This window comes from Falsibacillus albus (genome assembly GCF_003668575.1).
GTDB classification, from domain to species: Bacteria; Bacillota; Bacilli; order Bacillales; family DSM-25281; genus Falsibacillus; species Falsibacillus albus.
In genome coordinates this window covers 379,775-405,051 of sequence record NZ_RCVZ01000002.1, presented here as the reverse complement: position 1 = coordinate 405,051, position 25,277 = coordinate 379,775, and the positions used below count along the sequence as shown (strand labels likewise).

Sequence of the window (25,277 nt, the reverse complement as noted above, 5' to 3'; positions counted from 1 at the left end):
TAATAGTTAGTCGTTGATTGGGGCGGAAAGCGAGCATCCTGCAGCGGAAATCAACCTTACACAACCTTTAATGAATTAGAACAAAAGAGCCGAATCAATAAACTAAAAAAGCTTGTCCCAATACCACTTGATTTAGGTTGGGACAAGCTTTTTACATTTGCGTCACTTTTCGATTATCGATCCACCAATCAATATAATCCAAATTAAAGACGAGAATGTTATTCATCAGTCTCTGATGGGGAATGTTCTTTTTTATGATCAACTGATTGATTTCTTCTTCATTCATGGGGTAATTGACTGAAACCAGGTATTCGGCCAGACCCTTGACTCCGGTAACTTTTCTAATGTTACTCAGCTCCTTGTAAAGATGGGAAAATTTTAATATTTTTAGTACCCTACTTTCGAAAAGGATAAACATTTAAATTCAATTATTTGAAATCCAAGATTAAATATATTATATTAATTGACGGGTCAACCATTGACTTATCAACTAATGAAAAGGAGGAGTTGATGCATTGTCCGAAGACCGTACGTTAGAAGAGAAAATTGTTTATGCTTTTTATGAAATAAATAAACAAACAAGTCCAAAGTTTGAGCGCTGCACCGGCATCAGTCAAACTCGGCTTGATTTGCTGCATAAGTTGTTTGAGGTAGAGGAAATCAGCCAGACAGAACTGCAAAAGACCGTGAATATCGATAATGGGGCAGTTACCAGGCACCTAAAGCAGCTGGAAGAAAAGGGAATGGTATCCCGAAGGAAAAATCCAGCAGATAACCGTTTTACCTTCGTCCGTTTAACGAGTGAAGGACGCGATAAAATTGCTGGCTATAAGGAAGAAAAACAACGCTTCATTAAAAAGGTCTTAAAGGGGTTTACCGAAGAGGAACATGCTGCTCTATTGGATATGCTAATCAGAATCCAGAATAACGTTAAAGCAATCAATCCGAATGAATAGACTGTCAGATTAGAGCGTTCAGCTAGAATATCGCAAAAAGGAGAATGTAAAATGAATACGACACTTATTAATGATTTCCAAGAAATTGTAGCAGGACGACGTTCAATCCGGAACTATGATCCCACGGTCAAAATCAGCCGTGAGGAAATGACAGAAATCTTATCAAAAGCTTCCTTGGCACCGTCATCGGTCAATTTACAGCCATGGCGTTTTGTCGTCATCGACAGTCCAGAAGGAAAAGCAAAACTGGCACCATTGGCTAAGTTCAATCAAAGGCAAGTGGACAAATCTGCTGCGGTCATTGCGGTATTTGCTGATATGAATAGTATTGAATACATTGATGAAATTTATGGACAAGCAGTGGAAAAAGGCTATATGCCTGCAGAAGTAAGGGATCAACAAGTCCCCGCTATAAAAGGATTGTTTGAAACGATGACAACGGATCAACTGAAGGACATGAATTTAATCGATGCCGGCCTGGTTTCCATGCAGCTTATGCTGGCTGCACGCGCGTATGGTTATGATACGAATCCGATCGGCGGCTATGAAAAAGATAAAATTGCAGATGCATTTGACATTGATTCAGAAAGATATTACCCTGTGATGCTGATTTCAATAGGAAAAGCTGCGGACGAAGGCTATCCATCATTCCGGATGCCAATTGAAAAACTCACAGAATGGAGATAATTTAGCTCACAAAAAAACTTGTGAAAGAGGGAGAAAAAATGATTGTCATTCATGCTAAGTTTCAAATCCACACCGATAAGGAGCAATCGTTCCTTGATGTAATCCGTCCATTGGTCACAGCATCCAGAGCGGAAGAAGGAAATATTTCGTATGATTTAATGAAGGATACAGAGCATGATGGAATTTATACCATGGTAGAAGTATGGGAGGATATGTCTGTGGTCGAAAGCCATAACAAAAGTGAGCACTTCACCTCTTTCGGCAGCATTGCTCCGGAATACTTGGCAGCTCCAATGAAAGTCAACGTCTACGATGGCAAACGATTGAAATAATATTTTCACACTGCCCGCCCCTCGGAAATCGGGCATCCTGCAGCGGGAATCAACTTTGCACAAACTTTACGAATAGAACCTTTTAAAAGACTGTTCCAGATAAGGAGGGACAGTCTTTTTTCTATAATTATGAAGAAAATATCGGGGAAAATATGGTAAAATTTTTGGTGGGATAGTTTGATAGGAGTGATTATACGATGGATCAATATTTTGTTGGATGGGGCACACTGTCCCTCATCAATGCTGGTTTGGCGCAGGGGAAAAACAGAAGAGGGTTCAACTGGTTTATCCTATCTTTGCTGATAGGACCATTTGCTACATTAATCCTGCTGTTCATGGATAAGCATCCATCATAAAGATGTATGAAAGAAGGGGTGACAAGGATGAGTGAAAGAAGCAAACGAGAATTGGTTAGTTGGATAAAAGCGGTTATTCTCGGCTTCACCATTGTGATTGTGGTGAAAAGTTTTCTCTTTTCGAATTATGTCGTTGAAGGAAAGTCGATGATGCCGACCTTGAAAGATGGGAACCGATTGATTGTCAATAAGCTTGATTACGATGTTTCTGCACCGAAGCATGGTGATATCGTCATATTCCATGCCACCCCAACGGAGGATTATGTGAAAAGGGTGATTGGCCTTCCGGGAGATACCATTGAATACAAGGGAGATCAGTTGCTTCGGAATGGGAAAGAAGTAGACGAGCCCTATTTAAAAGCGTATAAGAATCAATTGGAATCCGGCCAGCTGACGGAGGATTTTACATTGAAGGAGAAAACAGGGAAAACACGGGTGCCTAAAGGAATGCTGTGGGTAATGGGTGATAACAGAATAAAAAGTTCAGACAGCAGAATGCCATGGATCGGCTTTGTCGACATGGATCAGCTGGTAGGGAAGGTCAGTCTTCGATACTACCCGACCAATGATATCAATACTTTTTCAACTAATTGATAGGCAACGTAAAAGACGCATTCAAATAATCAGAATGCGTCTTTTGAAAAATCAGGAGCTAATATGGGTAAGGATAAGGGTACGGATATGGATATGGTGGATATGCTACCGGGACCGGATACGCATTGGGAGTTGTTGCTGCTCCAACCGCCAATCCCGTGACAGCACCTGCTGCGAAAGGAACTCCAGGGTAGTACCCCCCATGATAGCCTCCGTGGTATCCCCCATGGTATCCCCAATTTCCACCATGTCCCCAGGATGCATGCCCATGGCCATTAGCCCAAGTTGCGTGCCCGCCTCCGCCATGAGGACGAAAAGGCTGGAATCTGAATTGATTCATGTTGTCACCAATCTTTCTGATTTCTAATTATTTTAGATGTATTATCATATGTATAGGTTCAGGAAATGGACTTTAAAGGACAGACAATTTATTAACTTTCACATAGAACGGCTTTTTCCAGAACATACTAAAAACATATGTTCTGGAGGTGTATTTGAATGGATCAAAAAGATTTTGAGCAAATTTATGATGAGTACAAACATCAAGCAGAAGATGACACTCGCGCAGAAGTTGGCAGGTCGGATTCCGGCAAAGAGAAGATTGTAGCCGTCCGAAAAAATGATGAAGGAGATCTGATTGCTTTTAAAACGAACAGTGGAAGGGAATTGGACTATTTGACCGCGCTTGATGAAGCGAAAGCGGGAAAGCTCTCTCATGTGGATGTATTCCATAAATACGGAAGGGATATCCTCCGCAGCGAACCGGATGGCATCAAAGAGAATAATTTGGATAACCTGCCTTCTTTTTAACTTTTTTTATGAAGGGGCGAGCACAATGCAGCGCATTGTTTTAAAGGTTTCAGACGGAATGTCCTAATAAGGGCATTCTTTTTTGTCGTTCTCTTTTATGCAGGATGAACCTTTCCGGGGCTCCTGGACCGCCCATGGAAAGACCTTCAGGGACATCAACAGCTGTATTTAAAAGGGCCTTTTGCTCCAAGTTTCAAGAGTCTGGTTCTAAATGATTTTGTCCAATTTATATGATTTAAAATACGCGTTTCTCAATCGATACACTTTTTGTCGTCGCATAGGAGGGATTGATAGGGGGGGCGGTACTATATGAATAAGAAAGATAGGATTTTAAAAAAAGAAGGAAAGAAGTTTCCGGGGGCTACATATGCGGAAGTAGTACTGGCGCCTGCTTATGAACAGTCAAAACGTGTCTTGCTTGAGCCGATGATCGCCATCCATAAAGCACATCTGATCATGCTGGTCGAGCAAGGTCTGTTGGTTGAAGAAGAAGCTGGGAAAATCATGGATGGGATTAGGGCATTGGATATGAGGGCAATCAGGGAAACGACCTATGATGGGCGGTATGAGGACCTTTTTTTCCTTGTAGAAGACTGCATCATGAAGGTGGCTGGCGAAGCGGGTGGAAGTCTCCACCTTGCCCGGAGCAGGAATGATATGGGGGTAGCTGCGTACAGAATGGTTCTCCGTCATGAACTTCATGCTGCATTATCATCTTTGCTTTCTTTTCAGGAAACGTTATTGGAGGCAATCGACCAGTACAAAGAAACCATCTGTTTAGGGTATACCCATACGCAGCAGGCGCAGCCCATGACGTTTTCCCATTATCTCACGGGCATATATGATGTCGTAGACCGTGATTTTAAAAGGCTGCTGGCAGCGTACAATACTTGCAATGCCAGTCCACTCGGAGCTGCAGCATTCACCACGACAGGGTTTCCGATCAATCGGAAGAGGGTGGCTGACTTGCTTGGGTTTCCGGAAGTCGTGAAGAATGCGTATGATGCGATTGGCGGGGCTGATTATTTAGGGGAAATTGCTGCAGCCATACAATTGACATTCATCAATCTTGGCCGTTTTGCCCAGGATCTCCTTTTATGGTCTTCCCAAGAGTTCTCTGCTATTCGAGTGGCGGACCCGTATGTGCAAACGAGCTCCATCATGCCTCAGAAGAGAAATCCCGTTTCATTGGAGCACATACGCGCTTTGAGCTCCAGCGGCATCGGGAATGCCCAGACCGTCTTGCAGATGCTTCATAATACTCCGTATGGTGATATCAATGATACGGAAGATGATTTGCAGCCATATTTATGGAAAGGGATAAGCTTGATTGATCAGGTATTTCGGTTGACTGAGGCTGTGGTCGGAACGATTGATGTCCATGAAGAGGTTCTAAAAAATCGTGCAAAACACAGCTTTGCTACAGTTACTGAATTGGCAGACAGCGTTTTTAGGGAGACGGGCTTATCATTTCGGACAGCACATGCGATTGCAAGCGAAGTGGTGAATCTGGCTCTTTCCAAGGGGCTCAATGCAGAGCAAATAACCGCAGCCATTGTAGATGAAGCTTCAAAATCAATTATTGGAAGTCCATTGAATCTGCCGGAACATGTCATCCAAAAAGCGATGGATCCTGCACATTTCGTTAAGGTACGATCAGTGAGCGGGGGGCCGGCGCCGAAAGAAGTGAAAAAGGGGATGCATGCAAGAAAAAAAGAATTAAAGAAAAAAAATCATTTGCTGAAATGTGAGATAAATCGCATCGCTGAATGTATGAAAAAGCTTGATGATCTGACCGAGAATTGGAGCAGCCAGATGGATAGTGATTCTTGAACTAATGATTTTAAATCATGTAATAATGATACGCAATGTTTTCAAATGATTGTTTACTGGAGGGGGCATATAAATGAAACGAAGGTTATTTAGTATGGTTGTTGTCTTCATGATCATCGCTTTGCTTGCGCTGACTGGATGCAGTAATACCAAATCGGCAGGCAATGATTCGGATGTGACCATTACTTACTGGCAATATACTTTCCCGGCCAAAGTGACAGAAATCAAAAGCTTGATCAAAAAGTTTGAAGCGGAAAATCCTCATATTAAGGTCGTTGCACAGGATTTTCCGTACGATCAATACAACCAGAAAGTTTCAGCTGCCATGCATGCAGGCAAAGGCCCGGATATTTTAAATCTATACTATGGCTGGCTTCCTCAGTATGTAAAGCAAGGCTATCTGCAGCCGATTCCTCAAGACTTCATGTCCACTGCCGACATTGAAAAGAAATATATTCCGATGATCCAGGCTTCGAAAATCGATGACCAGTATTATACGCTTCCGATTGCTGTAAGATCGCTCGCATTATTCTGGAATAAGGAATTATTCAAGAAGGCAGGACTCGATCCGGATACACCACCAAAAACGTGGGATGAGCTCATAGCTTATGCCAAGAAATTGACCATTAGAAAAGACAACGGGAAACTGGAGCAGGAGGGATTCGCCTGGGACGTAAATGGCCAGGGGTACCATGCGTTTGAAGAAGTCCTACTCCGCCAGTGGGGGATTGAACCATTCAGCGAGGATGGGAAAGAGGTTCAGTGGAACTCCGATCCTGCAGGGCTGGATGCATTTACGTATTGGATCAATATGAACAAAAAAGATAAAATAGGCGAACCTAATTTCCTGACTGATTATAATACAGCATTTAAAGCAGGAAAGGCGGGTATGATCATTGACGGATCTTTCGATATCGCTGCAATCAAGGAAGCAGCAAAATTCAATTGGGGTGTGGCGACTCTTCCTGTAAAAGCAGAAGGCGGGCTTGAAGCGAATTTTGGATCGTTTTGGACGAATGGAATTGCCAAAGGGGTGAAGGGAGAAAGGCTGAAAGCTGCGGAGAAATTCTTAGATTTCCTTACTTCGGAGGAAACACAAACGGATTGGCTGAAGAATGTCGGGGAGCTGCCTGCTTCTGCTTCATTTGCCAATGATGATTCCATCAACAATGATCCGATTTACGGACCGTTTGTCCAAGGCTTGCAGCACGCACATGCTACCTTCTTCGTTGATGAAGCAAAGGAACGAGATTCCATGAGTGCACAAATCGATAAGATCTTGTTGAATAATGAGCCGATCGATAAAACTTTCGAAAGCCTTGTAAAAGAACAGCAGCAAATTCGCGATGACTATTTTAACAATCAATAGATTGTAGGATGAAAAGGAGGGCAGGGATAATGAGCCTAAAAGCTAGGAGGACGATGATTGCCTACTCATTCTTGACCATCCCGCTGTTATTCTTCCTGTGTATTCGAATCTTTCCGACAGTCTATGCTTTTTCCATGTCTTTCTCGCCCCAATATGGAGGCAGTTTCACATTAGAAAACTACGTGAAATTATGGCATGATCAAGTCTTTTGGAAATCGGTTTGGAATACATGCAAATATGTCTTCATCACCGTACCGGTGCAAATGGCGATCGGACTCCTGATCGCCATCGCCATCGAACGTGTCCGACATTTTCGGTGGATATATCGGATGATTTATTTTTTGCCCTACATCACTTCGATTGTTGCTGTCAGCTGGGTATGGCGTCTCATGTTTGATCCGAATGTAGGCTTTCTTAATGAGTTTATCGGCTGGTTTGGAATCCCTCCGCAAAACTGGCTGTCGGATCCGAAAGAATCGTTATTCTGCGTTTGTACGGTAATGATTTGGCAGTCCATGGGGTTCAGTATGTTGATCTTTATGGCGGGACTGAAGGCTGTACCCAAACAGTATATAGAAGCAGCCCAAATGGACGGAGCCGGAACCTGGAAGTGGTTTTGGAAGATTACCTTTCCTCTCTTAAATCCGACAATTGTGTTTTTGGCCGTTACAGGCGTCATCCAATCGCTGCAGACGTTTACACAAATTCAAAACTTGACGGCCGGGAGCGGTTCAAGTGCAGGCGGTCCGTTGAACAGTACGATCAGCATCGTGGTTTATATGTATAAAAACGCCTTCCAGGATTTTAATATGCAATATGCATCAGCTGTCGCGGTGGTATTATTTATCATCATTCTGCTGGTTACCCTGCTGCAATTGAAAATCCTCAATAGAAATTTTGATTATTAAGGGGTGATGGGATTGAAAAAGAGAAGAATCAAAGGTTCAGAGCTTATCATCCATCTCTGTTTATTCGCAGGAGTCACTATCGTTGCATTTCCATTTCTTTGGATGATTTTATCTTCCTTTAAAAGCCTGTCAGACTTCTATAGTTTTTCGTTTTTTCCTCATGAAATCGATTTATCCGCTTACAAGTATATTTTTCATGAAACGGGCTTTTTGACATGGTATATGAACAGTATCATCATTGCTGCTGTTGTTACGTTAAGCTGTTTGATCTTTAATTCGCTGATTGGATATACGCTTGCCAAATATAAGTTTCCAGGTGTGAAAGTCATTTTTATCTTAATCTTGAGTACCCTCATGATACCCACTGAAATGCTGGTCATCCCATGGTATGTCATGGGGAGTAAGGTGAACATCATTGACAGCTATTCCGGCATCATGTTCCCTGGGCTCATCGAAGCGTTCGGCGTCTTTCTTATGAGGCAGTTCATGCTCGGCATCCCCGATGATTTATTGGACGCGGCGCGGATAGATGGAATGAGCGAATTCAAGATATGGTGGAGAGTGGCGATTCCTCAAGTAAAGCCTGCCTTATCAGCTTTGGGAATCATTACATTCCTTGGGAATTGGAATGCTTATCTGTGGCCGGTCATCGCTGTCTCGTCTGATAACATGAGGACCCTGCCAGTCGGGATCTCCCTATTTGCAACCGGGGACGGAGGGGGGATCCAATGGAATACGATCATGGGCATGAGCACACTGGCCGTTGTGCCGATGATGGTGGTTTTCCTTATCTTCCAAAGGCGAATTGTTGAGGGGATCTCTTTGACCGGGGTGAAAGGTTGATTTGCAGGACGCTTTTCTTTTATAGGAAAGCGTTTTTTACGTATTTAGGGGTAAAAGGTTCTATCTTGGTTCATTTTGATTCTTGGAAGTTTGCAGAGGTATTTTTTAGGGGAATATTTCTATGAATCTTCAAATTTCATACGAACGACTTTCTTGGGTATGATAGGACTATCGTCACGTTTTTGGCTTTGGATTTTTCTTCTTCTTTATTTTTTGCGGAAAAGTATGTTAAGTTGACATGTATCATTGCTTAGGAGGGAAAAGGTTGTGGATACATACTTATTATTGATTACGCTTACATCCATCATCATCGTTATTTTAGGTGTTACTTGGCTGAATTGGCATGCATTCATCAGTTTACTTTTCGCCAGCCTGTTTCTGGCCGTGATGTCAGGACTATCCCTCGATAAAATCGTTGGTGCCTATGAAAAGGGAGTCGGCGGCGTATTGGGCCACCTCATCGGAATTTTGGCATTGGGGACGATTCTTGGGAAAATGATGGCGGATTCAGGAGCCGGAATCAAAGTAGCCCGATATTTTATCAATAAATTTGGTGAAGCATACTTGCCTTGGGCCATGCTGCTTTCTGGATTCATTATCGGATTACCCGTTTTCTTCGAAGTCGGCATCATCATATTATTGCCGCTTGTGATTTCGATTCAAAAAACTTCAAAACAGAACATCCTGTTGATTGCATTGCCGGTAGTGGCCGGTTTATCGATTGTGCACGGGTTGGTACCGCCGCATCCTGGTGCATTGGCAGCCATCAGCATATATAAAGCCAATCTTGGAAAAGTGCTGCTATATTCTTTGATCATTGCCATTCCAGCAGCCATTATCGCGGGGCCATTATTTGCAAAGTATATTCATAAGAGGGTCAAACCCGAAGGAGAACCTGAATTGATTCAAGTCGATGCAGAAAAGGAGCAATTACCGAGTACGGGAACTTCATTTTTTGTCATCCTATTGCCTGTCATCTTGTTGGTATTCTCGACAATTGCGCCTTATTTGCCGGTGCCATCAGGTGTAACTAAAGCATTTGAATTCATCGGGAGTCCATTGATGGCACTTCTGATTTCAGTGTTTGCAGCATACTATTTTCTTGGTTATCGTCAAGGGAGAGACCGGAAAGCCATTAAGAAGCTTACGGAAGAATGCTTGCTGCCCGTCGGTTCGATTGCACTCATCATCGGTGCAGGCGGTGGATTTAAAGAGATATTAATTGAAAGCGGTGTCGGAGATACGATTGCCAATATGGCGCAGAACTTTTCGCTTTCTCCGTTAGTGCTCGCATTCATCATTGCCGGCCTGATCCGAATCGCAACTGGATCTGCAACAGTTGCCTTAACGACAGCTGCAGGCATTGTAGCGCCGATCATCAAGCACATGTCCGGTGTAAACCTCGAGCTACTCGTCATTACCACAGGAGCTGGATCGCTGATGTTTTCCCATGTCAATGATGCAGGCTTCTGGATGGTGAAAGAGTATCTCGGATTATCTGTAAAAGAAACGTTCAAAACGTGGACAGTCTTGGAAACATTGCTTTCATTCATCGCATTCGGCGGTGCACTTATCGTAAATATATTTGTGTAATCTTTATGTAAAAAAATAATTTTTTAACAAAATGAAGGCGCTTTTCTGCTAAAAGAAAAGCGCCTTTTTCCATTGGAAAAACACATTAGTCATTCCAGAAAAGATTGTGCAAAGCTGATTTCCGCAGAAGGATGCTCACTTTCCGAGGGGCCTCACACGAAGTGAGGTCGTTCGATGTTGGCACACGACGTGCCGAACTTAATCGAACATCCGCCTGATATCTCCTCGCTCCGCTGCGGGATCTCACCTTGCCCGCTGATCCCTTCGGAGTCTCGCACCTTCCGCTCCAATCAACTTTAAATGAGGAATAATTTAAATTACAATCCATGCGAAGATTGGCACTCAAAGAAATCATTTAAGAAAAACATATCCCATGCCCATTCTGACAATTATGAGTTAAAATAAACATAATTGAAGAGAGCTCGAACATTTAGAAGAAAAGGTAACCGAAGGAGGAACAGTCTTGAATATTCTTTTGGCAGAAGATGATGAACAGCTGGGTGAATTGATCGTTTTCATGCTGCAAAAAAAGGGTGGATATAAGGTCGATTGGGTGATGGACGGAGAGGATGCTTATGCTTATGCGAACGCATCCCATTATGATGTCCTGGTGCTAGATTGGATGATGCCAAAAGAGGATGGGATATCCGTATGCAGACACTTAAGGCAAGAAGGGTATTCTGGTGCGATCTTGATTTTGACTGCAAAAGACGCAGTCCAAGATCGGATTGAAGGACTCGATGCCGGTGCCGATGATTATTTAGTCAAACCATTTGAAATTGATGAGCTTTTGGCACGGCTAAGGGCACTCTCAAGACGTAATTATGCACCGATCCTGGAAGATCGACTTGTCATTAATGATATGGTTTTAAACCGAACGAGCCAAACGGTCCGCCAAGGTGAACAAGAAATACAATTAAGCCGCAGGGAGTTTCAATTATTGGATTTCCTGGTCCAGAATAAAGGCCAAGTCCTTCCCCGTGAGCTGATATTAGACAGGGTTTGGGGATTGGATGCCGACGTATCGACGAAAACCATCGATGCAACGATAAAGCTCCTTCGTAAGAAACTCGATATGATCGAAAAACAGGATATGCTGCAAAGCATCAGAGGGGTGGGATATAAATTTGAAGGCTAGGTTTTCTTTTTTTTCTATTTTTCAAAGAAACCGTGGAGAAAAAGATATATTCAAGCATACCCAGTATCGCCTGACCGGGATATACAGCAGTCTCCTTATGCTTTTCCTTCTTTTATTTATCGTGGTGGTTTTTGCTCTATTATATACAATCATCTATAAAGGTCAGGAACAGGACCTTGATTCCAAATTGGATGGTGAAGCACATAGCATCGAGGAATATTTGAATCATAGGAACCAAACCAGTCTTTCAGGATTCGAGGGCCAAGAATTGGTATTGAATAACGTAGACCAATTTTTTTATTATATTACCGGGCCGGATGGGGATTTAATAATGGGGGATGAAATTCTCTCAGGGCTTCGCCCGGACATTTTGAACCTGATTAAAGGATGGTCGCCGGATCAGGAAGAATTTCACAGGGAACAATTAAGAGTAGATTTCTCAAAAATACATGAGCGAAAAGATGAAAGACACGAATTACAGCCGGCGCAAAGCCCACAGGATATCCAATTGATCATTGCGGTCCATCCCATCAAGTACAACGGTGAAATTGTCGGACGGATTTATCTAGGAAAGGATATCACTTCTACCTATCAGTTATTTAAGTGGCTATTGATCATTTTGGTTGGATTGGCTGTGCTCTTCATCGGGATTGCATTGATCATCAGCTTTTTCATGTCCAAAAAGGCGATGGTCCCAATAAGCAGAGCGTTTTCCCGACAGCGGGAATTTGTTGCGGATGCATCCCATGAGCTCCGTACCCCCTTGAGTGTCATGATGTCTTCCATTAATGCAATGGAAATGACAATGGATGAGAAAAATGATGACAACTATAGTAATAAGCTCCTCATTACGATGAAGGATGAAGTGAAACGGATGACGAGGCTTGTAGGAGATATGCTTACGCTTGCGAGGAGCGATTCAGGAGCGATGGAAAGATTCAATGAACGGTTTGATTTCAGTTCAGCAGCGGAGAAAGGTGTTCAATCTTTCCGTTCCCTTGCGGAGCAAAAAGAAATTCACCTGCAACTTCATGCCCCAGAAACTCTTTATATACAAGGTGATTCACAGCGCTTGACTCAGCTGCTGTACATCTTGATCGATAATGCCATCAAATATACATCAAACGGTGGAGAAGTGCATGTTTATCTTTCAATCGAAGGGGGAAGCTTGTCGATCAAAGTGGAGGATACTGGAATCGGCATCAGGCGAGAAGATTATGACTTGATCTTTGAACGCTTCTACCGATCGGATAAATCGAGGTCAAGACAAGTTGGGGGCCATGGACTTGGGCTGGCAATTGCCAAGTGGATCGTGGAGACCCATGGCGGGACGATCCGCGTTGACAGCGACATGGGAAAAGGGAGCATTTTTACTGTCAAAATCCCATTATCGTCAAAAACGAAAAGAGGCAAATAACAAAAGGGAACAGCATTTCTTAGGCGGAATGCTGTTTTTTTTGTAGTCCTATTTATGTTTGGAGCTGAAAGCGATCATGCTGCAACGCAAAAATAGCTATTTTGAAGTTTGAAACTTTGTTTAAACAATCTTTATTTGCTATAGCAGCGATGTATGAGAAAAGAGTCTTTTGAAATAACAAATTCTTTACGAAACCATCCATGTGTTCATTGAGGTAGCACATTTTTTCACTATTTTTTCACCATTGACGAGTAAAGTAATAGTTGTACTACTCATCCATTTAACATACTGTAAACGAATATTTTTGAATAATGGTATATAAAGGAGAATCGAACATGAAAAAAAAGGTGAAATGGTCAGTCATATCGGTCACTTCGATTACGTTTCTCACTTTTGCAGGACTCGTAGGAGCAAATTCGAATCCAAATAAGGATATTAACCAAGGTACAGCTTCCAATGACGATGGCTTTCAGCACAATGGCGATTCGTTCCAACGACGGCATCAGGATTTTAATGACCAAGGAAGTCAAAATGGTGATTCCGGATTTGGGGACAATTTTGATTCAGGTTCCTCTGACAACCAGGATCAATTTTTTCAGGCGCCTTCAGATGGATTTGCTCAAGGACACGGAAGTTCTGGCGGGTCGAAGCATTGATGATGACACAGTTCACAGCCATGAATTCTACTATCAAGCTTGTCGGGCTGAATGAAGAAATGCAGCAAATGGTGGAGCAGTTATTTCAACAATTTGAACAAACTGCAAGCAGGTTCATTCCTGGAAATGCGTTAGCCCATTTGAATGAAAGTCCCCTTCACGTGCCAATCCACTTGGAGGAAACATTGGCTGACCTGCTTCAACACGCTTTGAAACTATCCAGACGAGTTGAATATCATGTGAACCCCTTTATTGGTGAGGCGATGAAATCGATCGGTTATACGAATTCCTTTTACGAAGGATACAATCCCAGCAAACCGAATAGGCGGATTGTGAAATTTTTAACGGAGCCTATCGAACAAATCAGCAGGCAGTGGATCGTTAAAAAAGAGAATTTCACATTTGATTTTGGTGGATTCGGGAAGGGATACATTGTCGATAAAGCGAAACAGCTTCTTTTGCAGGAGGGTCAAGCGGAAACCATCATCAATGCCGGTGGTGATATGGCCGTCATCGGCAGGATGAAATCTGGCATCGAGCATCCGGGTTTAAATGGAAAGGATATTGCCAGGTTTTATATAAAAGACTGTGCCCTTGCCACTTCAAGCAAAAAATATAGGAAGTGGGCATTGGATGGGGAAAGCGTCCATCATATCATAAATGGCAGAACCGGGAAGGTTGCCCGAAATGGGGTTCTGCAGGCGAGTGTGATTGCCGACACGGCAATGGAGGCTGAAACGATCTCAAAGGTTTTTTGCATCCTCCCTTTTGAGGAAGCAAAAAGACTTGTCAGGAAAACTTTTCCGAATATCGCTTATTTTATTTATTTTGACAATCATACATTTGCTGTCGGAGGAAATGAACGCATGTATGAAGAATTGGAGGTTGCAAAATGAATTGGACGTGGTTGCTCATTCGAATTACGGGTTTGACGGCTTACAGTCTGCTGACGATTTCTGTCCTGGCTGGCATCTTCAGGCACATTCCCCGAAAAAAAGCCGGAATCTTGGAATTTCATCAAGTCATCGGACAGATTGCCCTTTTGGGATCTGCTGTACACGTGTACTTGCTCTTCTTTGATCATTTTCAGCCGTTTTCATTGACTGAAGCGCTTGTCCCATTCATGTCACCTTATCATCGGATTTTGAGTGGGATCGGGACGATTGCGTTGTATATCTTCATCATTGTGATCGTGACGTCAGATTTCATGAAGGCAATAGGCAGGAAGGTTTGGAAAAAGACACACTACCTCGTTTTTCCGCTTTGGCTGATGACTTGGGTGCATGGGTTCTATCTTGGAACGGATTCAAAAACAGAGTGGTCCATGTTCCTGTATTGGGGAAGCTTCCTGCTGGTACTTGGAGCAAGCCTCTATTTAGGGTACGTCACGTCCACGAAGAAGCCAGCTAATCCGAAACCTGTAGAAAAAAGGATGCAAAGATCTCAGATGTAGTAATGAAGCCCGCAGTCTATCTGCGGGCTTTATCAATGCTAACGATGCCCGGGAATCAATCTACACTTGCTCGTTTAGGTGTGTAACCGGTTTGTATGGCAGATTTCAGTCTTGGAACGATTGAAAATGACACGATGGTGACGACAATATCCAAAGAAAGATAGGCCATCATCCAGCCCCATGCCACCCCATAGCTGAATCCATCCGGTGTATCTGCACCAAATCGAAGGATGCAGTACATATAATTCGTGCCGATTCCATAATTAAGGACGAGGCTGAGAATTCCAGCCGCTATGTATGCACGCTTAGATTGTTTCAGCTGATCGCCGACAAGTTTTCCAGCCACATAGGCGACTGCGATAAAAGAAAGGATAAAGCCGAAAGTTGGACTCATAATATGTGACGGCCCACCTTTGAATTGAGCGAAGACCGGCAACCCAATCAATCCCATCAGCATGTAAACGACCATTGAAATCGAGCCCAGTCTGCTCCCAAGAATGCCTCCTGCCAAAATAGCGAACATGAGCTGCAGCGTTACTGGCACCCCGCCAATCGTTAAAAAAGGGGAAACATTAGCGCCAACTGCCATCAGTGCTGCGAAAAGTGCACAGTAAACCATGTTTTTCGTTTTCATTGCTTTCGATTCCTCCCAGATAAACTATTAATAATTTTCAAACTACATTGATTAACATTTTCGCATATGTTAACATTTTTGTAAATTATGTTTACAAATAATAAGGAGGTTCACAATGGCGGGGTATTTTATTACAGGAACTGATACTGATGTTGGCAAAACTGTCGTGACAAGTTTACTATTGTCGTATTTTCATCAAAAGGGCATCGATGTTTATCCATATAAACCAATTCAAAGCGGTGCCATCTATGAAAATGGAAACCTGCAAGGACCCGATCTTCAAATGTATGAAAGAGTCCTGACATCGCTCGATACAAACAAGGCATGTACATATTTATTGAAAAAGGCGAGCTCGCCTCACCTTGCTGCAAAGGAAGAAAATGTATGGTTCGATATTCCGGCTATCCAGAAGAATGTTGAAAGATTACTGGCTCTTCATGATCTTGTACTTGTGGAAGGAGCAGGCGGGCTTATCGTCCCGATACAGGAAGATTACTGCATGATTGATTTGATGAAGGAAATAGACTTGCCTGTCATCCTTGTTGGAAGAGCAGGTTTGGGGACCATCAACCATACGGTCTTATCTGTAATGGCACTGAAACAGGCGAATATAACAATCGAAGGAATTATTTTAAATCGTCTCCATATGGAGGATGAATCAATAGAAAAAGACAATGCAGTCATGATTGAACGGCTGACAGGGGTAAAAGTTCTTGGAACCATTCCTCATTTATCGGATGTTGAAGATGCATTCAAAACCCCGCAAGCCTATGAATCTATTTTTAATCGATTGAACGCTGCTAAGGAGGATATCAAGCAATGAATCAGCAGAAAGCGCTTTTGGAAGACAGCAAAAATTACTTATGGCTCCCTTTCACACAGATGACGGATTATGAAAGAGATCCGCTCATCATAGAGAGCGGGGAAGGGATCAAGTTGAAGGATATTGATGGAAAAGAGTATTTGGATGGGTACTCTTCGTTATGGCTTAATGTTCACGGGCATCGTAAAAAGGAAATCGACGACGCCATCAAAAAACAGCTGGATGCCATATCCCACTCGACATTGCTTGGGGCCGCAAACGTCCCTGCCATTCAGCTCGCTAAAAAGCTTGAACAAATCACACCTAAAAATCTTAAGCGGACATTTTACTCCGACAGCGGTGCTGAATCAGTCGAAATTGCCATTAAAATGGCCTATCAGTATTGGCAAAACAAAGGATTCAAAAAGAAGACGAAGTTCGTCACACTCTCGAATGGTTACCACGGTGACACAGTAGGGGCGATAAGCGTCGGGGCGGTCGACCTCTATCACCGGGTGTATGGTTCACTCATGTTTGAATCCATAAAGGCGCCTTTTCCACTAGTGTACCGAAGTGGCAAGAAAAATCCGGACGCCATACGCGATCATGCTCTGGCGGAGCTTCGAGAAATCTTTCAAAGCCGCCATGAAGAAATCGCCGGCATCACAATGGAATCCATCATCCAAGGTGCTGGAGGCATGAACATCATGCCCAAGGGCTACTTAAAAGGTGTTGAACTGTTGTGTAAGGAGTACGATATTCTCTTGATCATCGACGAAGTGGCAACTGGCTTCGGCCGGACAGGCAAAATGTTTGCCGTTGAGCATGAAGATGTACAGCCGGATCTGATGACGATTGCAAAAGGGATTACGGGAGGCTATCTGCCCGTTGCTGCAACGATGACGACGGAAGAAATCTATGATGCTTTTCATGGAGAATACGAAGAAATGAAAACTTTTTTCCACGGCCACTCCTATACAGGGAACCAATTAGGCTGCGCAGCGGCACTTGCCAATCTTGAAATCTATGAAAAAGAAAACCTGATTGAACAGGTACAGAAAAAAATTGCCATTGTCAAAGAAGGATTAGATGAACTGAAGGATTTGGAGTATGTCGGGGATATTCGCCAGCTTGGCTTGATGTGCGGAATCGAGCTAGTTCGCGATAACATTACGAATGAACCGTTTCCATGGAAAGAGAGGGTCGGCTACCGCTCCACACTGAAAATGCGAGAGCTTGGCATGCTTACACGCCCGCTCGGTGATATTATCGTATTCATGCCGCCGCTGGCGAGCACAGAGGAAGAATTGAAGCAAATGATCTCCATCATGAAGCAAGCGATAGAAGAAACATGTAAAGAAATGGCTGGAGTTGGAAATTAAGCGTGACCCTGAAGTGCCAGGCACCTAGGTGCCTGGCACTTTATTTGCCATTTATTTTATCCAGAGCTTCTTGAAGTCCAATTGGCTGTAGGATTGAAATTCTACATCTTTGATCATTGGGTGAAAGGTTCGTGTTTTGATGGGGTGGTGCTGGAAGATTAAGAGATTGTGTGCTCGTATGTGTGCTTCTATTTCTTTCATGATTCCCTCGCGTTTTTCGTTCGTCGGAGTCTGTTTGAATTGCTCCAGTTTCTCGTCGATCCACCTTAAATTTTCTGCAGGGAATAGTCTGCGGAATAAAAGCGTCTCGTTGTAAAAAGCGCCGAGAAAGGAAAGGTGGGTATCGAGAGTGGAGACTTCCCCCATGAAAATCATGTCCGAGTGTTGATCGATTTCCCTTTTATAAAAATCTTCTATCGAAAAAGGATGCATCGTAAGGTTAATGCCATATTTTTTCGCCTCTGCATCGAACCATCTGCTTGAGGCTATGGAGTTTGCATAATTCAAATGGTAAAGATGCAATTCTTCCCCTGCGTACCCTGAAGCCTTTAATAGATTGGGAATTTCAGAGGGATCTTTTTTTTGATGGAAGGAACGTTCTTTTGTAAAACTACTGGCTTCAATTAAGTCCGGCCACTGAAGGTCACGCGCCATCTTTTTCATATCTAGTAAGTGGTAAATGGCTTTTCGAAATGAAGCGTTCTTAACAGTGGATTGACGATGAAAATTAAATGCAAGGAAACGGAAGCCCGTTTCAATTTCATATGTACTTGATGGTTCAACAGACTCTCCGTTGTCGACGGTGTAATTCACCACTTCAGCTGCATCCTGGGAGACCTTATAAAAATGGATTTCATCCAATAGCGGCCTTTCTTTGAAATATCCATCAAACGCTTCCAAGACCAGCTTGTTTCTGCTCCTCTCCTTCATGGAGAATGGCCCGGAGCCGATCCATTCGTTTTCATTGAATGGAGTGGATGCCGGCAGGACGCAAAAGTTCGCGCATGATAAATATCGGAGCAAAAAGGGGTTCGGCTTGCTTAGATGCAAGTGTACCTCATAATCCCCGGCACATTCCACCTTGATGATTTCCTTCACCAGCCATGTGTATGCAGACGGACCTTGTTTTAAGCGCTCAATGGTTGTCTCCACATCTCTGCTCGTCAATGTTTCTTGATGATGGAATAGCACGCCTTTTCGCAAATAAAAGATCCACTTCAAACCCGCTTCGTCGACTTCATAATGATGGGCGATATGGGGGATGATTTTATCCTCCTTTGGATCATACTTCACCAGTGTATCCCCTAACTGCTCTACGAGGTGGGATTCAAATGTAACAGATGTGTATGTTGGATCTAACGTGGTGATCTCTCTGGAAATAAAGGAATGGAGTATATCCTTTGCAGCCATCCCCTGCTGGAATCCAAACATTTCCCGTATTTCCGATGATGCTTTGGCAATCCAAGATTTCGGAATGGGGAGACGGAGCAATTGGGCAGCCTGATCGAGACGGTCATTCTCAACGCTTTCCTTAATGAAATGCTCGACCTCTTGTTGGAATGGAGAGAGAAAGACTAGCTTAGACGGGTTTCCACGCCCTTTTCCAGGGATATAAGTGACTTTCCCACTTTCTTCAAAATGATGGAGAATCCTCTTTACATTCTTGGCTGAACAGAACCAAAGGGCTTCAAGCTCTTTAAGTTTAAAATAGCATTCTTGATCTTGTTCGCGCTCAAAAAAAGTTGCGCGCATTGAAAAATAACGCTCATCCATGGTTGAAACCTCCATATAAAAGGGGACATTTTTTTCATGATTGTACCCTTTTTCCCCCTTTTTTTCTAGCGGATAATGGAAAAAGGAGGCGGTATAATGTTTAAATCATTGCACCCGAATATACGAATGCGCATTTATACTTCATTTTTAAGCCGAGTGGTCGGATCTTCTGTATTCCCATTCATGGCCATTTATTTTACCAAACATATAAATCCCACGGTAGCAGGGATTCTAGTGTTGATACAGGTAGCAATCCAGTTTGTGGCAGGGCTGTACGGAGGATTCCTGGCAGATATCATCGGACGCAAGAAGCTGATGGTAGCAGGGGAGTTGATGAAGGCAGGGGCTTTCGCTGGCATGCTGTTGGTAAACTCTCCTTGGTTTGAATCTCCTTGGGCCACGTTTTTGATGATGCTGTTAATAGGTGTTTCAGGGGGATTGGTAAATCCGGCTGCGGAAGCAATGCTCATCGACGTCAGCACGAAGGAAACGAGGGCGTTTATGTACTCGGTCAACTATTGGGCCGTCAACATGTCCATCATGCTGGGGCTGATGTTCGGAGGCTGGTTCTTCGAAGACTATTTTTTTGAACTATTGGCTGTCTTGACTGCGATGAGCGTTTTCACATTCTGGCTTACGGCATCGAGAATCACGGAAACTTACAAAGGGAAAAAAACGGCAAGGAAAGAATATGGCTTGAAACCACTATTCCAAAGTTATGGTCTGGTGATGAAGGATTGGCCGTTTATTGCTTTTACGATCGGCGGGTTCAGTATCCTTGCACTTGAATTTCAGCGGAACAACTTTATTTCAGTCAGGCTGGAAAAAGAAATCGTTCCCGAAACCTATCATGCTTTTCACCTGATATCCCTACAATTGGATGGCATCAAGCTGTTGAGCATGCTGACGGTCGTCAATACACTGATGATTGTGTTATTCACGAGCCTTGCTGCAAAGTGGATCAAGGGGAGGAATGAGCGAAAAATCATGTACGCCGGATTCGTACTATTTGGCACAGGATATGCCATCATGGCGTTCAGCAACCAAATCATCCTTTTATTGCTGGCTGTCATCGTCCTGACGATCGGCGAATTGCTGTATGTACCGACAAGGCAATCACTCCTTGCCGATATTATCGATGGTTCACAGCGTGGTGCCTACATGGCGATGAATGGCCTCGTTTTTCAAATCGGCAAGATGCTGGGTGCCCTTGGTCTCATTGTCGGTAACATCATCGGTGGTTTGAACATGGCCGGAGGTTACCTTTTCCTTGTCCTGCTCGGAATCTTTTTCTCCAATTTGGCTCTCAGGCTGGGAGAGAGGAAGTCTATTCATATACAGTCGGCTGTAGGGAAATAATAGCCTTTGACGTTGTCTAAATATGTTAATATAAGTTTAATAATGGAAAGGGAAAGCTTGAATCAAATCCGTAATTGATTCAAGTTTTTTTAATTAGTTATAAAAACTTGAAACTTTCCAAACTTTTTCCTGCACTAATAGGCAGAAAGGAGTTGCCGATGGATGAAAGAAAAGAAATATAAAGCGTTAGTGAAAAAAGCGATAAAAGGCAATAACAAGGCATTTGAAGTGTTAATTAAGCACCACTATCAGCAAATCTATCGAACAGCTTTCATTTATACAAGGAATGAAGGGGACGCCCTGGACGTTGTGCAGGAAGCAACATGCCAGGCACTGATCCAAATTAAGTCATTAAGGACTCCGGAATTTTTTATGACCTGGTTTACCCGGATCATTATCCGCTGTGCGGCAAAACTTATAGACAAAAGGAAAGACATCGTTCCGATCTGTGAGGAGATGATAGAATCGTATCACAATGTGTCTCAGCAGGCGGGCAAAGAAGAATCCATGGTCCTGCTCGAAGCCATATCAACCTTAAAAGATTCCTATAAAACAGCCATCATCTTATTTTACTATCATGATTACTCGATCAAAACAATCAGTAAAATGATGGACATTCCCGAAGGAACAGTCAAGACGCATTTAAGCAGGGGAAAAAGTGAATTGAAAAAAATACTCTCACGGGAGGAATTTTGCTATGGATCATAAGGAATGCAAAGGAGCAATCAATCGCATATACGCACCAAAGGATAAAATTTTCGAAGCAATGGAACATGGGATTAAACAGGCTAATGGACACAACGTTAAACCTTTTAATAGAAAAAGAAATATACTTGTGAGTTCGATGACGGCGGCAGCTGTGGCAGGCTTGACGTTAGCATCGGGATTTATCAATCCTAATATGAACCATGTATTGGCAGAGGCGCCGCTGATCGGGAAAATCTATCAGGAATTCGGGGACACGATGGGAATGCAATTGACACAGCAGCATGCAGTCAAGGAGCTGAACAAATCGCTGACAAGAAATGGGATTACCGTAAAGTTGAGCAGTGCTTATTTTGATGGAAATGTCATCTCCGTCATTGGGCATGTAAGCGGTGATCTTAAAAAGGGAATGAATGAAAAGGGTGAATTAAGCTTCGATCTCAATGTTGAAGATGGAAAGGGCGATAACGATCCATGGCTGAATGGAATGGTAAAAGACATAAGGAAAAAAGGGAAAGGCTATGATTTTCAATGGAAACTCTACTATCCATATGAAACCATAAATGATGATTTCACATTGCCGGTGACCATTCATGATATCAATGGGATTAAAGGTGACTGGAAGTTCAATATCCCAGTAGAGCAAAAGAACTACAGAACGGTTGCGTTGAGCGAGTCGAAAAACGATGAAACGGATGGAGTCAAAATCGATATGAAAGAATTAAGAATCGGGAAGGCCTATTCTTCGTTAACGTATGAAGTTGTGACGAAGAATAAAGGAGATAGAATCAGTACGAGCAGTGCGGTGAATGATTTTATCTTAAGACAAAAAAAGGCTCCTGATGGTTATCATACTGTGAAAAAGGCAGTGTTTGAAAAGTTGGACGGAAATAAAGAACTGACCATTAAACCAATCTTATCAGTTGCGGATCCGGCTGTTTCACATTCTTTGAGCGACCATTCCTTCACATTGGAAAGCGGGCGGACCGATATGGGGCTAAAGGTGAATAGCGTGAAACACCAAGGAAATTCAGTAGTCATCGATTACAATTTCCAAAATCCACCTGAGGGATATAACTTCACAGAATTGAAGAATAATTTGCAATACGAATTTATGCTGATCGACAAGGGATATCTCGACAAAATTGATTTGGCCAATCCGGTTCCGCTTGAAAACCACAGCATAAGTAAGAATCACGTCCAACTTTTGGATAAAAGCTCATACCATTTCCAGTCCACCTTTCCGTTGGCAGGAGACGAAAAAATGGATGGATTCAAGTTAGAAAATACAATGCTCCAGTTTAATTTTTACAGTTTTATTAGAGATAAGGATCTCGAGCCGATTAGCATCGAAATTCCTGAACAATAATTTTATTGATCCTATTTCCTCGAGAAATAGGATTTTTTCATGCAGCAAGATATGATACGATAAAAATATAAAATTTTCCAATTGTTCAAAAATCAAACATCATATAAAGAGGGATGAGAGTGGAATATCAAATTAATCACACTCACATGGAAGAGGAAAAAGAAATTCTATTTCTATTAAAAGAGACTGCAAGCTGGTTAAAGGATAAAGAAATCGACCAATGGGGCTTCCTTCTGAACGGTGGTGAAGACCAGGAAATCAAGGAATCAATTGAGCAAAATCAGACTTATTCCGTCAAGAGGGATGGACGACTGATAGCATCATTCACACTGTATGAATCACAGGGGGAATGGGACCGTTACATTTGGGGGCAATCAAAGATTCCTGCAGTTTATCTTCATAGGCTTGCTGTTGACCGGACTTTGGTTGGGCAAGGAATTGGAAAAGAGATTATAAAATGGATTGAAGATTATTTAAAAAACAAAGGGTGGACACAGCTGAGGCTCGATTGTGTGGCAGGAAATCGCAAGCTGAATGACTTTTATTTGCAAGCAGGCTTTGGAAAAATCGGGAAAAACCGAGAACATACAAAGTTTCTGAAATCGCTTTAGCCGAGAATGAAAATTGAAGAAATTTTATTAAAAAAATGGATGAAATTGGTATTTGCGGGAGGCAACAAATGAGGAGGAAACCCCTTGAATAGAAGTATGGGAATCTTATTAGTGGGATGTTCTTTATTAAACTTTGCCATCGTTCTGATGCTGGCAAAAGTTTCGTACCGGCTTGATGAACTCAGCCACGAGTGGCAAAGTGGCTGGGCATACCAGATTCCCCCGACGGTTTATATTTTCATTGCGATAGTCTTCATTTATGGACTTTTAACTGCTTTCAAAAAATAAAAACCGGATAGAGCCGCTGCTCCATCCGGTGGTGAAAATTTATTTCTCGCTTCCGTCGTTGAACCAAAGTGGATCGGTATCATCGACATCGCCATTATAATTGATCAACACTTCTTCGCCGGCTTTAATATCCTTGTAGGCAAAGAAATTAAATGTATGGTTGTCAAAATTGATTTCATAAGTGGCGTTCGGCGTATAGGAATGGTTGAAGAGCATCCCATATCCTAGCAGGATGGCCGAATGGTTCTTTCCGTATTCAAATGCATAGTCCGCGAGCCTGGTCTTTTCGATATGATGATGTTCATCATTCGGGTATGGGAGGACCGGCGCCTCATGGATGAGTTCGCCTTTTGCTATATCACGGGTGGCAAACACACCTCTATTTAAATCCCCATCACTGAGGGTGGAAGTTTTAACTTCGATCATCTACAACACCTGCGCATTCATTTATTGTCTTTCACTACCTTATAAGCTTGACAGTTGCGCAGTAGGAAAGCAACTGTTTTCTATTAGGAGATTCTTCAGAGTAAAAATATATTGAAATATTTTCAATCATAAAGGAAGTTGGGTGTCGATGAAAGTCATAAAAAAACTATCAATCTTGGTCATTGGAATAGCAGTTCTTCTTGTCTTGCTGACTGGCTATCTCTATTATTTCAGAGGATACCATGGGAGTATGTACACTTCGGCAGCAAGTGCAAAAATGAAAAAAGATTACCGTGTTACAAGCAGCGGTGATGCAAATGGAAATGGGGTATCAAACATAAAGGAAATTTCTGCAAACGGGGTGAAGCTGGCAGGTACCCTATACGATCCATTAAAGGGCAGCATCAACAATACGGGCGGAAAAATGGGATTCATTGTCTGCATCGATGTGCCTCGAATCGCATATGGACAAGCAGGCATTTCTTTGGCCGATATGCTCGAATCGGACTATGAAGAGCATCCCGAACACTATGAAACAGCAGGCGGTTCAAATACGCCTGATACACCATATTTTTTCCGCAGGGTCAGAAACGTCTATGACTTCGCCAAAGGCAATGGAATGCTCGTTCAAAAAGCGGAAGAGCCCAAAATAGGAGATATTGTCTTTTATGGAAGGTATCACTCGACGCTTGTCGTCGGTGTACATGATGACGGCACCTACGATGAAGTGGAGGCGCATCCAAAGCTCGTATTCGTGCAGGAACACAAACGGAAAAAATGGATCCCGCATGATGTAGCGAGGATTTTGGAATAGTTTTGCAGGAAGTATTAAATTAGACCGTTTTCTCAAAGATTGGTGTTTTAACAATTTTTCTGATATAAATTCATCATATTTTGATGAATGTTGCAGAAAGTGCGAGACTCCGGAAAGATCAGCGGGTTAGATGAGACCACGGAGGCTATAAGGCGGATGTTGGATTAAG

Annotated in this window: 29 protein-coding genes; 24 read left to right on the top strand and 5 right to left on the bottom strand. The window is 42.8% G+C overall.

Annotation, left to right across the window (positions count from 1 at the left end):
- Positions 1 to 151: 151 nt before the first annotated feature.
- Entirely contained in the window at positions 152 to 286 is a 135-nt protein-coding gene (locus D9X91_RS22990) for a hypothetical protein (protein WP_267900798.1), read from the bottom strand.
- A 229-nt stretch (positions 287 to 515) separates the two neighbouring features.
- Here D9X91_RS22990 and D9X91_RS04660 point away from each other — a divergent pair, with 229 nt between their 5' ends.
- The 5 genes from D9X91_RS04660 (at position 516) to lepB (ending at position 2,925) form a co-directional block, all read left to right on the top strand.
- Positions 516 to 956, top strand: coding sequence for a MarR family winged helix-turn-helix transcriptional regulator (locus D9X91_RS04660; protein ID WP_121679399.1), 441 nt, complete (start codon positions 516 to 518; stop codon positions 954 to 956).
- A gap of 51 nt (positions 957 to 1,007) precedes the next feature.
- Positions 1,008 to 1,643 carry a nitroreductase family protein gene (locus tag D9X91_RS04655; protein ID WP_121679398.1) on the top strand — a complete coding sequence of 212 codons (636 nt, stop codon included), beginning with the start codon at positions 1,008 to 1,010 and terminating at the stop codon, positions 1,641 to 1,643.
- A gap of 38 nt (positions 1,644 to 1,681) precedes the next feature.
- Positions 1,682 to 1,975 (top strand): putative quinol monooxygenase, encoded by a 294-nt coding sequence (locus D9X91_RS04650; protein ID WP_121679397.1) that lies wholly within the window; start codon positions 1,682 to 1,684, stop codon positions 1,973 to 1,975.
- Positions 1,976 to 2,172: 197 nt separating this feature from the next.
- On the top strand, positions 2,173 to 2,331 hold the full coding sequence (locus D9X91_RS22705; protein WP_199738072.1) for a hypothetical protein: 159 nt from the start codon (positions 2,173 to 2,175) through the stop codon (positions 2,329 to 2,331).
- 27 nt (positions 2,332 to 2,358) lie between these two features.
- Complete coding sequence (gene lepB, locus D9X91_RS04645; RefSeq protein ID WP_121679396.1) at positions 2,359 to 2,925, top strand: signal peptidase I; 567 nt, start codon at positions 2,359 to 2,361, stop codon at positions 2,923 to 2,925.
- Between the two features lie 58 nt (positions 2,926 to 2,983).
- Here the strand turns inward: lepB and D9X91_RS04640 are convergent, their stop codons facing one another.
- Positions 2,984 to 3,265 carry a hypothetical protein gene (locus D9X91_RS04640; RefSeq protein ID WP_121679395.1) on the bottom strand — a complete coding sequence of 94 codons (282 nt, stop codon included), beginning with the start codon at positions 3,263 to 3,265 and terminating at the stop codon, positions 2,984 to 2,986.
- Positions 3,266 to 3,423: 158 nt separating this feature from the next.
- Between D9X91_RS04640 and D9X91_RS04635 the strand changes: the two genes are divergently transcribed.
- The 11 genes from D9X91_RS04635 (at position 3,424) to D9X91_RS04585 (ending at position 14,945) form a co-directional block, all read left to right on the top strand.
- Positions 3,424 to 3,735, top strand: coding sequence for a DUF3892 domain-containing protein (locus D9X91_RS04635; RefSeq protein WP_121679394.1), 312 nt, complete (start codon positions 3,424 to 3,426; stop codon positions 3,733 to 3,735).
- Positions 3,736 to 4,044: 309 nt separating this feature from the next.
- Entirely contained in the window at positions 4,045 to 5,568 is a 1,524-nt protein-coding gene (argH, locus tag D9X91_RS04630; RefSeq protein WP_121679393.1) for an argininosuccinate lyase, read from the top strand.
- Positions 5,569 to 5,641: 73 nt separating this feature from the next.
- Entirely contained in the window at positions 5,642 to 6,937 is a 1,296-nt protein-coding gene (locus tag D9X91_RS04625; protein WP_121679392.1) for an extracellular solute-binding protein, read from the top strand.
- Between the two features lie 29 nt (positions 6,938 to 6,966).
- A complete protein-coding gene (locus D9X91_RS04620; RefSeq protein WP_233569606.1) occupies positions 6,967 to 7,845 on the top strand; it encodes a carbohydrate ABC transporter permease in 879 nt (292 codons plus the stop codon).
- Positions 7,846 to 7,857: 12 nt separating this feature from the next.
- Complete coding sequence (locus D9X91_RS04615) at positions 7,858 to 8,688, top strand: carbohydrate ABC transporter permease (RefSeq protein WP_233569591.1); 831 nt, start codon at positions 7,858 to 7,860, stop codon at positions 8,686 to 8,688.
- Positions 8,689 to 8,955: 267 nt separating this feature from the next.
- A complete protein-coding gene (locus D9X91_RS04610; protein WP_121679390.1) occupies positions 8,956 to 10,281 on the top strand; it encodes a GntP family permease in 1,326 nt (441 codons plus the stop codon).
- A 463-nt stretch (positions 10,282 to 10,744) separates the two neighbouring features.
- Positions 10,745 to 11,419: a response regulator transcription factor gene (locus D9X91_RS04605; RefSeq protein ID WP_121679389.1), complete on the top strand. Its 675-nt coding sequence runs from the start codon at positions 10,745 to 10,747 to the stop codon at positions 11,417 to 11,419.
- Complete coding sequence (locus D9X91_RS04600) at positions 11,409 to 12,836, top strand: sensor histidine kinase (RefSeq protein WP_233569577.1); 1,428 nt, start codon at positions 11,409 to 11,411, stop codon at positions 12,834 to 12,836. Before D9X91_RS04605 ends, D9X91_RS04600 begins: the two co-directional genes overlap by 11 nt.
- 335 nt (positions 12,837 to 13,171) lie before the next feature.
- Positions 13,172 to 13,492 carry a hypothetical protein gene (locus D9X91_RS04595; RefSeq protein ID WP_121679388.1) on the top strand — a complete coding sequence of 107 codons (321 nt, stop codon included), beginning with the start codon at positions 13,172 to 13,174 and terminating at the stop codon, positions 13,490 to 13,492.
- Complete coding sequence (locus D9X91_RS04590) at positions 13,492 to 14,388, top strand: FAD:protein FMN transferase (RefSeq protein ID WP_148709046.1); 897 nt, start codon at positions 13,492 to 13,494, stop codon at positions 14,386 to 14,388. Before D9X91_RS04595 ends, D9X91_RS04590 begins: the two co-directional genes overlap by 1 nt.
- Positions 14,385 to 14,945, top strand: a complete 561-nt coding sequence (locus tag D9X91_RS04585; protein WP_121679386.1) for a ferric reductase-like transmembrane domain-containing protein — start codon at positions 14,385 to 14,387, stop codon at positions 14,943 to 14,945. The genes D9X91_RS04590 and D9X91_RS04585 overlap by 4 nt, the downstream gene beginning before the upstream one ends.
- Positions 14,946 to 15,000: 55 nt before the next feature.
- On the opposite strand, the gene D9X91_RS04580 is transcribed toward D9X91_RS04585, so the two are convergent.
- A complete protein-coding gene (locus D9X91_RS04580) occupies positions 15,001 to 15,579 on the bottom strand; it encodes a biotin transporter BioY (protein WP_121679385.1) in 579 nt (192 codons plus the stop codon).
- A 115-nt stretch (positions 15,580 to 15,694) separates the two neighbouring features.
- On the opposite strand from D9X91_RS04580, the gene bioD reads away from it, so the two are divergent.
- Together bioD and bioA are read left to right on the top strand one after the other, a co-directional pair.
- Positions 15,695 to 16,402, top strand: a complete 708-nt coding sequence (gene bioD / locus D9X91_RS04575; protein WP_121679384.1) for a dethiobiotin synthase — start codon at positions 15,695 to 15,697, stop codon at positions 16,400 to 16,402.
- Entirely contained in the window at positions 16,399 to 17,763 is a 1,365-nt protein-coding gene (bioA, locus tag D9X91_RS04570; RefSeq protein WP_121679383.1) for an adenosylmethionine--8-amino-7-oxononanoate transaminase, read from the top strand. Before bioD ends, bioA begins: the two co-directional genes overlap by 4 nt.
- Before the next feature lie 51 nt (positions 17,764 to 17,814).
- On the opposite strand, the gene D9X91_RS04565 is transcribed toward bioA, so the two are convergent.
- On the bottom strand, positions 17,815 to 19,536 hold the full coding sequence (locus tag D9X91_RS04565) for an ABC transporter substrate-binding protein (protein ID WP_158598238.1): 1,722 nt from the start codon (positions 19,534 to 19,536) through the stop codon (positions 17,815 to 17,817).
- Positions 19,537 to 19,632: 96 nt separating this feature from the next.
- Between D9X91_RS04565 and D9X91_RS04560 the strand changes: the two genes are divergently transcribed.
- From D9X91_RS04560 to D9X91_RS04540, 5 genes are all read left to right on the top strand, one after another.
- Complete coding sequence (locus tag D9X91_RS04560; RefSeq protein WP_121679381.1) at positions 19,633 to 20,895, top strand: MDR family MFS transporter; 1,263 nt, start codon at positions 19,633 to 19,635, stop codon at positions 20,893 to 20,895.
- Positions 20,896 to 21,057: 162 nt separating this feature from the next.
- On the top strand, positions 21,058 to 21,603 hold the full coding sequence (locus D9X91_RS04555) for a sigma-70 family RNA polymerase sigma factor (protein ID WP_121679380.1): 546 nt from the start codon (positions 21,058 to 21,060) through the stop codon (positions 21,601 to 21,603).
- Positions 21,593 to 22,969, top strand: coding sequence for a DUF4179 domain-containing protein (locus D9X91_RS04550; protein ID WP_121679379.1), 1,377 nt, complete (start codon positions 21,593 to 21,595; stop codon positions 22,967 to 22,969). The genes D9X91_RS04555 and D9X91_RS04550 overlap by 11 nt, the downstream gene beginning before the upstream one ends.
- A gap of 119 nt (positions 22,970 to 23,088) precedes the next feature.
- Positions 23,089 to 23,580: a GNAT family N-acetyltransferase gene (locus D9X91_RS04545; RefSeq protein ID WP_158598237.1), complete on the top strand. Its 492-nt coding sequence runs from the start codon at positions 23,089 to 23,091 to the stop codon at positions 23,578 to 23,580.
- Positions 23,581 to 23,664: 84 nt separating this feature from the next.
- Positions 23,665 to 23,868 carry a hypothetical protein gene (locus tag D9X91_RS04540; RefSeq protein ID WP_121679377.1) on the top strand — a complete coding sequence of 68 codons (204 nt, stop codon included), beginning with the start codon at positions 23,665 to 23,667 and terminating at the stop codon, positions 23,866 to 23,868.
- A 39-nt stretch (positions 23,869 to 23,907) separates the two neighbouring features.
- Here the strand turns inward: D9X91_RS04540 and D9X91_RS04535 are convergent, their stop codons facing one another.
- Positions 23,908 to 24,294 (bottom strand): SET domain-containing protein, encoded by a 387-nt coding sequence (locus D9X91_RS04535; RefSeq protein ID WP_121679376.1) that lies wholly within the window; start codon positions 24,292 to 24,294, stop codon positions 23,908 to 23,910.
- A 148-nt stretch (positions 24,295 to 24,442) separates the two neighbouring features.
- Here D9X91_RS04535 and D9X91_RS04530 point away from each other — a divergent pair, with 148 nt between their 5' ends.
- A complete protein-coding gene (locus tag D9X91_RS04530) occupies positions 24,443 to 25,108 on the top strand; it encodes a DUF1287 domain-containing protein (protein WP_121679375.1) in 666 nt (221 codons plus the stop codon).
- The last annotated feature ends 169 nt before the right edge of the window (positions 25,109 to 25,277 follow it).

Bases quoted from the DNA above. Each gene is read 5' to 3' on its own strand.
- D9X91_RS22705 (WP_199738072.1), top strand. From the start codon at position 2,173: ATGGATCAATATTTTGTTGGATGGGGCACACTGTCCCTCATCAATGCT.
- bioD (WP_121679384.1), top strand. From the start codon at position 15,695: ATGGCGGGGTATTTTATTACAGGAACTGATACTGATGTTGGCAAAACT.
- D9X91_RS04555 (WP_121679380.1), top strand. From the start codon at position 21,058: ATGAAAGAAAAGAAATATAAAGCGTTAGTGAAAAAAGCGATAAAAGGC.
- D9X91_RS04640 (WP_121679395.1), bottom strand. From the start codon at position 3,265: ATGAATCAATTCAGATTCCAGCCTTTTCGTCCTCATGGCGGAGGCGGG.
- D9X91_RS04550 (WP_121679379.1), top strand. From the start codon at position 21,593: ATGGATCATAAGGAATGCAAAGGAGCAATCAATCGCATATACGCACCA.
- argH (WP_121679393.1), top strand. From the start codon at position 4,045: ATGAATAAGAAAGATAGGATTTTAAAAAAAGAAGGAAAGAAGTTTCCG.
- lepB (WP_121679396.1), top strand. From the start codon at position 2,359: ATGAGTGAAAGAAGCAAACGAGAATTGGTTAGTTGGATAAAAGCGGTT.
- D9X91_RS04650 (WP_121679397.1), top strand. From the start codon at position 1,682: ATGATTGTCATTCATGCTAAGTTTCAAATCCACACCGATAAGGAGCAA.
- D9X91_RS04560 (WP_121679381.1), top strand. From the start codon at position 19,633: ATGTTTAAATCATTGCACCCGAATATACGAATGCGCATTTATACTTCA.
- D9X91_RS04590 (WP_148709046.1), top strand. From the start codon at position 13,492: ATGATGACACAGTTCACAGCCATGAATTCTACTATCAAGCTTGTCGGG.
- D9X91_RS04635 (WP_121679394.1), top strand. From the start codon at position 3,424: ATGGATCAAAAAGATTTTGAGCAAATTTATGATGAGTACAAACATCAA.
- D9X91_RS04535 (WP_121679376.1), bottom strand. From the start codon at position 24,294: ATGATCGAAGTTAAAACTTCCACCCTCAGTGATGGGGATTTAAATAGA.
- D9X91_RS04580 (WP_121679385.1), bottom strand. From the start codon at position 15,579: ATGAAAACGAAAAACATGGTTTACTGTGCACTTTTCGCAGCACTGATG.
- D9X91_RS04530 (WP_121679375.1), top strand. From the start codon at position 24,443: ATGAAAGTCATAAAAAAACTATCAATCTTGGTCATTGGAATAGCAGTT.
- D9X91_RS04655 (WP_121679398.1), top strand. From the start codon at position 1,008: ATGAATACGACACTTATTAATGATTTCCAAGAAATTGTAGCAGGACGA.
- D9X91_RS04595 (WP_121679388.1), top strand. From the start codon at position 13,172: ATGAAAAAAAAGGTGAAATGGTCAGTCATATCGGTCACTTCGATTACG.
- bioA (WP_121679383.1), top strand. From the start codon at position 16,399: ATGAATCAGCAGAAAGCGCTTTTGGAAGACAGCAAAAATTACTTATGG.
- D9X91_RS22990 (WP_267900798.1), bottom strand. From the start codon at position 286: ATGAATGAAGAAGAAATCAATCAGTTGATCATAAAAAAGAACATTCCC.
- D9X91_RS04565 (WP_158598238.1), bottom strand. From the start codon at position 19,536: ATGGATGAGCGTTATTTTTCAATGCGCGCAACTTTTTTTGAGCGCGAA.
- D9X91_RS04625 (WP_121679392.1), top strand. From the start codon at position 5,642: ATGAAACGAAGGTTATTTAGTATGGTTGTTGTCTTCATGATCATCGCT.
- D9X91_RS04585 (WP_121679386.1), top strand. From the start codon at position 14,385: ATGAATTGGACGTGGTTGCTCATTCGAATTACGGGTTTGACGGCTTAC.
- D9X91_RS04620 (WP_233569606.1), top strand. From the start codon at position 6,967: ATGAGCCTAAAAGCTAGGAGGACGATGATTGCCTACTCATTCTTGACC.